This is a genomic window from Dictyobacter arantiisoli (assembly GCF_008326305.1).
GTDB lineage: Bacteria > Chloroflexota > Ktedonobacteria > Ktedonobacterales > Ktedonobacteraceae > Dictyobacter > Dictyobacter arantiisoli.
Map to the genome: position 1 here is coordinate 49,367 of NZ_BIXY01000044.1, position 6,955 is coordinate 56,321.

Annotated in this window: 6 protein-coding genes; 5 read left to right on the forward strand and 1 reads right to left on the reverse strand. The window is 45.1% G+C overall.

The genetic code is table 11. From position 1 onward, the window contains the following. Window positions 1-5: 5 nt before the first annotated feature. From glnA to F1593_RS15365, 3 genes are all read left to right on the forward strand, one after another. On the forward strand, window positions 6-1,439 hold the full coding sequence (gene glnA, locus F1593_RS15355; protein ID WP_149402444.1) for a type I glutamate--ammonia ligase: 1,434 nt from the start codon (window positions 6-8) through the stop codon (window positions 1,437-1,439). Between the two features lie 373 nt (window positions 1,440-1,812). Continuing rightward, a complete protein-coding gene (gene moaA, locus F1593_RS15360) occupies window positions 1,813-2,808 on the forward strand; it encodes a GTP 3',8-cyclase MoaA (RefSeq protein ID WP_149402445.1) in 996 nt (331 codons plus the stop codon). Between the two features lie 244 nt (window positions 2,809-3,052). Next, window positions 3,053-3,280 (forward strand): helix-turn-helix domain-containing protein, encoded by a 228-nt coding sequence (locus F1593_RS15365; protein ID WP_149402446.1) that lies wholly within the window; start codon window positions 3,053-3,055, stop codon window positions 3,278-3,280. 101 nt (window positions 3,281-3,381) lie between these two features. Here the strand turns inward: F1593_RS15365 and F1593_RS15370 are convergent, their stop codons facing one another. Continuing rightward, entirely contained in the window at window positions 3,382-3,924 is a 543-nt protein-coding gene (locus tag F1593_RS15370) for a GNAT family N-acetyltransferase (RefSeq protein WP_149402447.1), read from the reverse strand. Window positions 3,925-4,566: 642 nt separating this feature from the next. Between F1593_RS15370 and egtB the strand changes: the two genes are divergently transcribed. Continuing rightward, window positions 4,567-5,865: an ergothioneine biosynthesis protein EgtB gene (gene egtB / locus F1593_RS15375; RefSeq protein WP_235932595.1), complete on the forward strand. Its 1,299-nt coding sequence runs from the start codon at window positions 4,567-4,569 to the stop codon at window positions 5,863-5,865. 67 nt (window positions 5,866-5,932) lie between these two features. Next, window positions 5,933-6,862, forward strand: a complete 930-nt coding sequence (egtD, locus tag F1593_RS15380) for an L-histidine N(alpha)-methyltransferase (RefSeq protein ID WP_149402449.1) — start codon at window positions 5,933-5,935, stop codon at window positions 6,860-6,862. Window positions 6,863-6,955: the final 93 nt, after the last annotated feature.

Genomic DNA, 6,955 nt, shown 5'->3' on the forward strand with positions numbered 1-6,955 from the left:
GACAGATGACCCCAGAGGAAGTTCTGAAGCTAGCAAAAGAAAATGGAGTCAAGATAGTAGACTTCAAATTTTCTGATCTACCAGGAACATGGCAGCACTTTAGTGTACCAGTCCATGTACTATCAGAAGATTTATTTACGGAAGGTCTGCCATTTGATGGCTCCAGCGTTCGCGGTTTCCAGGCCATCAATGAGAGCGACATGCTCGTTATTCCTGATGCAAATACCGCATTCCTCGATCCTTTCACAGCCGTTCCAACCTTGAGCCTCACATGTGATATTGCCCATCCAGGTCCTGCCGGTAGCCAGAAACCTTACTCTCGTGATCCACGCTACATTGCTAAAAAAGCAGAAGCTTATCTGCGCAGCACGGGAATTGCTGATACCGTTTTCGTTGGTCCAGAAGCTGAGTTCTACATCTTTGACAACGTTCGCTATGCATCACAGGACAACATCCAGTATGCAGAGATTGATTCGGAAGAGTCTCAGTGGAATAGCCGTGGTAAAGATGGCGTGCGCAATCTGGGTCATCTGATGAATGTCAAAGGTGGTTATTTCCCGGTCGCTCCTAATGATACCCACCAGGACCTCCGCACAGAAATGGTGCTGAACCTGGAAGCGCTTGGTATTACGGTAGAAGCACACCACCACGAAGTTGGTGCCGCTGGACAGTGCGAAATCGACTACAAGTTCGGTCCATTGCTCGATACCGCTGACAAGCTTATGCTCTTCAAATATGTGATCAAAAATACTGCTCACAAGTATGGCAAGTCAGTCACCTTCATGCCCAAACCAGTTTATGGTGATAACGGTTCCGGTATGCATACTCACCAGAGTCTGTGGAAGGATGAGAAGCCTCTGTTCTTTGACGCCGAGGGCTACGCCAATCTTTCCAAACTGGCTCGCTACTACATTGGTGGTATCTTGAGCCACGCTCCATCCATTCTGGCAATTGCAGCACCTTCAACCAATAGCTACAAGCGTCTGGTTCCTGGCTTTGAAGCTCCTGTTAACCTGGTCTTCTCACAGGGTAACCGTAGTGCGGCTGTGCGTATCCCTCGTACTGAGAGCGCGAAAGCAACCCGCATGGAGTTCCGCCCGCCCGATCCAACCGCCAACCCTTATCTCCTCTTCTCAGCTCTGCTGATGGCCGGACTCGATGGCATTCGTAATGAGATCGATCCCAGCCAGTATGGTTATGGTCCAGTCGACAAAGACCTGTACAGCATGACTCCTGAAGAATTGAGCGAGATTAGCTCGGTTCCTGGCTCGTTGGATGAGGCGTTAAAAGCCCTGGAGAATGATCACGCATACCTGCTTGAGGGTGGCGTTTTCACTCCTGACTTACTGGAAAAATACATCGAGTTGAAACGTGAGCAAGCCGATCAGGTTCGTTTACGCCCGGCTCCGATTGAATTTTCCATGTACTACGATGCCTAAAAGCTTTCTTGCCTGGCAGAACTAAAAGTAGCAAGCAAGATCTAAAGCTAATCCGAAACAGGAAGCAGCCGTTAAGTGTTTTACGATACTTAACGGCTGCTTTTTACTTCTTTTTCAGATCGTTTCTTCCAGACCAATGAAAAGCTTGTAGCCGACTTCAGAGACATTTTCGACCAGATAATAACAAAGTATTTTACTCGTATTCAAACTTATGTTATTTTGTAAATAGATAAGTACTAGAAAGCTACCTCAGTCTTAATACTTTGTTCGTCATAACGTCATACACATAGATAAAAAACACTTACAGGCAAAGGTGTTATAGTTATACCATAACAGATTGTTTGTCTAACTGCATCCTTAGAGAGGTACGATTATGGAATTACTCACGGATAGTTATGGAAGACGTATCAAAAGTATGCGTATCTCCATTACTGATAAATGCAATTTCCGTTGTACGTATTGCATGCCTGCTGAGGGACTTCCCTGGCTGAAAAAAGCTGAAATCCTTTCCTTTGAAGAGATTACACGCATTGCTCGTGTAGCAGTCAGCATTGGCATTGAGCAGATTCGCTTAACTGGTGGTGAACCCCTGGTTCGTAGAGATGTCCCGGAACTTGTCAGTCAGTTGAAAAAGATTGAGGGACTGCACAGTTTGAGTCTGACGACCAATGGTATTTTGCTCAAACAACAGGCAAAACCTTTGGCTGAAGCTGGCCTGACCCGCATTAATGTTAGCCTGGACTCTCTGCTGCGCGAGAAATTTGCACAGTTAACCCGTCGCGATCAACTCGAACAGGTACTAGAAGGTCTGGCCGAATTAGAAAAATACCCGGCTATTCATCCCATCAAGATCAATGCAGTTGCCATACGCGGCTATACAGAGGAAGAAGTGCTTTCCTTCGCTCAGCTGGCTCGTAGCAAAGCCTACCTTGTTCGCTGGATCGAGTTCATGCCTCTGGACGCAGATCAACTCTGGCGCAAAGAAGATATTCTCACCGGCGCGGAAATCAAACAAATTATTGAGGCCGAATATGGTCCATTACAGCAAATTAAGTCCGGCGACCCCTCAGAGACAGCACGCCGCTACACATTTAGTGATGGCATCGGAGAAGTAGGCTTCATTAATCCTGTAAGTGAGCCCTTCTGCTCTACCTGTGATCGTATTCGTATTACTGCCGATGGGCAATTGCGCACGTGTCTGTTTGGCACAGAGGAAACCGATCTTCGCGCTGTGGTGCGCTCAACAACTGATGATGATTTACTTATACAGACGATACGTGAAGCTGTCAAAAATAAAGAGTTAAAGCATTATATTGGAGATAAAAGGTTTAAGAGAGCCAGCAGAAGTATGTCTAGGATAGGTGGATAAATCAATCGCTTGATTGATAGTCCATGTCTTTTACATATACAAGTGATACGTTCCAGTTCTTATTTTGTTCATTAATAAAGTGTAAGACGTTGTAAAATGAATGTTACAAATAAAGGGCACAGATCGTCATTATAGTAGAATGGACAAAACATATATTGACTGAAATATACTTTTGTCTCCCTGTATTAAAATCGGAATTGACATCCGTTGGCCTGACTAGAATTCGGGCCGGAAAGAGGAAATTGTGGCAAACGAGGATGCGGATTTGCTCACCGTCGGCGAGGTTGCCAAACAACTGCGCGTTGACGACACCACTGTGCGTAGATGGATAAAGAGTGGTGTACTTGAGGCTATTTCACTACCTCATAGTGGTATACGTCAGGCCTATCGTATACGTCGTTCAACCCTGGATGCCTTACTCGCAGCCCCGCCGCCTTTACCAGAGGATACAACTGACGAAGAAACGGAATAAACCGTTAGCTTCCGCGCTGCTAGCATCCTTCTCTATCTGGCAGTATCGGAGGCTTTTTTTGCTGCACCTTTATTCTATAACCTTTTTTAGTATGATTGAAATTATTCATAAAGCTCTTTTTGATATAACTGTAATCCTTCGATAACTGGTCGATTTTTCATTTTCATGCCACATTTCGCCGCTAACCGGGACGTTGCATCATCAGCAACCGGTAACAATGCCTCAAAGAAAATAGGGAACTGCTCCCTTTCAGCCTCAAATTCAAATTCGGTCGCGCTGATGCGCGCACGATTTAAAGCCCCCATCAACAAAGCTCTCCCGGCGTTTCTTCTTCTTTGCGCTGGATGGACACTCCCCCGACAAACAAAATGATACCCTTCCTGGTCATGCTGATACTGCAGGACTGTATAACCAATAATTTCTCCCTCGATTCCTTCCAATGTACCAGCCTGTCCCCACACCAGCATCTCATCATCATCGTCGGTCATCACAAAAGCGTTAGCAGGAGCATCCAGTTCAGGATCAAGCAGCCAGCGGGTAAACGCAGCTTCATCCACTTCCCTGGTTTGATCAACTACGACGGAACTGCTTTGTACCATGACTAATGATGGAAGGTCACTATAACGAAAATTTCGAATACGCATAAGCTTCTCACAATCTTACTATCTATCCTGATTCAAAAAGTTACCTGTAGTAGAAACATCTTCAGGTTACAATCATACCTTATGCAAATGACAGAATAAAGCAGTTATACGCAGGAAAAAATATACATATATGGTATATTTTAGTATTCCATCTTTACTCATATTGATGGCTTCGCTAAGGCTCTTAATTTCTTGATAAAGGCCACATCTAAACTAGAGAAATCTATCAACAATGATTCAGAAACACAACAGAATACTATACGGGATAATCTATCTGCAATAATCCTTAAGTACATTTAAATAGCTGCATGGATAAAAAAGGGCGCATTTTCAGCTCGATAAAATAAACGAATGGACAAAAAGAGGGTATACGGCAAAGGACAATTTCCTTTTTGCGTACTTGAGAAAAAAATCATTCGAGTTTACAATAAAAAAGCCAATGTAGAAACGTGACATCGTCTGTACAAAAGCAGCATGTAAGTCATAAAGTGTTGAAAAACTGCAAATTGAGCAGTGTTTGGCACAGCTAGAAAGGAAAAAATATACGTCTGCTAAGCCCGAAGCTTATTGATTGTTCGTTATTGTAGGTTTAAACTCTTCAATAACCACATAAAGATGAAGATCGCTTCAAGGAGTTGCAGAGTGGCTAAAAATATTCAGGACTACGCAACACAGACTCAACCTTCCCCTCGTCAATCTCTGATTGATTGCTATACGCGAGTACGTCATTTTACTGAACAACTGTGTGTGCCATTGGAGACTGAGGATTACGTTATTCAATCAATGCCAGACGTGAGTCCAACGCGCTGGCATCTCGCCCATACTGCCTGGTTTTTTGAGACCTTTTTATTGTCTCCCAATGTAGCTGATTATGCTTCACCACATCCTCAGTATGCCTACCTGTTCAATTCTTACTACAACTCGGTTGGTGAGCGCCATAATCGTTCTCAACGCGGTTTGATTTCACGTCCTACGGTGAGCGAGACCTATACGTATCGTCACTATGTAGATCAATGCGTCACTGACTTCCTGGCTTCTTGTGATGAACAACTTCTCGAAAAGATTACACCGGTATTGACACTGGGTATTCATCACGAACAACAACATCAGGAATTGATGGTGACCGATATCAAACATGTTCTCTCTTGTAATCCTCTGTATCCAGCTTACCATGAGCAAATACCTCAAAAAACCGCCCAGGTCCCGCCGCTTGAATGGATTAGCTATCCAGAACAGCTTGCCTGGATCGGCTATCAGGGGCAGGATTTTTCCTACGATAATGAGGGCCCGGTACATCGCCAGTTTGTCGATGCGTATCAGTTAGCATCACGCCTGATTACAAATAGAGAATACCTTGACTTCATGCAGGATGGCGGTTATCAAAATCCCCTTCTCTGGTTATCCAGTGGCTGGAATACTGTCCAGGCAGAACACTGGCAGGCTCCTCTCTATTGGATAAAACAGGATCATGATTGGTATGTAATGACCCTCAGCGGATTGCGTCTGGTTGATCCTGACGAGCCAGTCTGCCATGTCAGTTATTATGAGGCTGATGCCTATGCTCGCTGGGCAAAGGCACGCCTGGCAACCGAAGCAGAATGGGAAATCGCAGCATCTCATCTTCCTATCACTGGGAACTTTGCTGAACAACGCACGTTCCATCCAGAGCCACTGTCAACCCTGCTCACCTCTGACCAGCCAGCACAAATGTTTGGGGATGTCTGGGAATGGACGCAGAGTGCCTATCTCCCCTACCATGGCTATCAACCAGCGCCAGGAGCACTTGGCGAATACAACGGGAAATTTATGTGTAACCAATTTGTGCTGCGTGGTGGCTCATGCGCGACCTCTATCACCCATATCCGGCCCACCTATCGCAATTTCTTTCCACCAGATGCGCGCTGGCAATTTATGGGTATTCGCTTAGCTCGGGAGGTGTAAAATTTTACAGCACATAGAAGAACAGCTTGAACGATATGATTTCGCGCCCAGGCAAGATACATTTCGCATGGAGATTCTGCAAGGATTGCGCAAACCATATAAAGAACTTCCCAGTAAATACTTCTATGATGAGGTCGGCTCTCAATTGTTCGACCGCATCACTGAAGTCGATGATTATTACCTGACGCGTACAGAATCGCTTATCCTGCAACAGCAAATCGAAGCTATCGCCGCTGCACTCGGTCCACAATGTATGCTTATTGAGTATGGCAGTGGAAGCAGTATTAAAACACGCCAGTTACTTGACCATCTGGTAGATCCTATAGCATACGTACCCATTGACATCTCGAGGGAACATCTATTACAGGCATCGCTCACGCTCGCTCATGCCTACCCTACATTAGAGATTCTCCCCATTTGTGCAGACTATACCAGTGCTTTTGCCTTACCTCAGCCATCGAGGCCAGGTAAACGCAAGGTGGCTTATTATCCAGGATCAACAATCGGCAATTTTGATAGCGAGCCCGCTAAACGCTTCCTGTCTCAAATCGCGCAAACCTGTGGAAAAGGGGGCGGTTTACTGATAGGAGTAGATCTAAAAAAAGATTTTGCAATTCTGCATAAAGCCTACAATGACTGCGATGGCGTGACAGCACAGTTCAATTTACATTTGCTCGAACGGCTTAATGAGGAGTTGGCGAGCAATTTTCAACTTGACCAGTTTGGACATTATGCATTTTATAATCCTGGTCAGGGGCGTATCGAAATGCACCTCGTTAGCTTACAAAAGCAAGAGGTGCAGTTTGGTGACGAAACAATCACCTTCGATAACTTCGAAAGCATTTGGACCGAAAGTTCCTACAAATACACGCTTGACGAATTCCGGCAACTGGCAAATAGTACCGGTTTCCAGGTCGAACACGTCTGGCTTGACCCTCAGCAACTTTTTAGTATTCAGTACCTCTCAGAACTTATCCGAAAACGTGGAAGGAGATGATAGAATCAAGAACAAGGAAAGGAACACGAATCCCCCAAGCAAAGGAGAAACCAAGATGGCCCGAACCAAACCGTGGGAAGTCAGTGACCAATT

Bases quoted from the DNA above. Each gene is read 5' to 3' on its own strand.
- F1593_RS15370 (WP_149402447.1), bottom strand. From the start codon at position 3,924: ATGCGTATTCGAAATTTTCGTTATAGTGACCTTCCATCATTAGTCATG.
- moaA (WP_149402445.1), top strand. From the start codon at position 1,813: ATGGAATTACTCACGGATAGTTATGGAAGACGTATCAAAAGTATGCGT.
- glnA (WP_149402444.1), top strand. From the start codon at position 6: ATGACCCCAGAGGAAGTTCTGAAGCTAGCAAAAGAAAATGGAGTCAAG.
- egtD (WP_149402449.1), top strand. From the start codon at position 5,933: ATGGAGATTCTGCAAGGATTGCGCAAACCATATAAAGAACTTCCCAGT.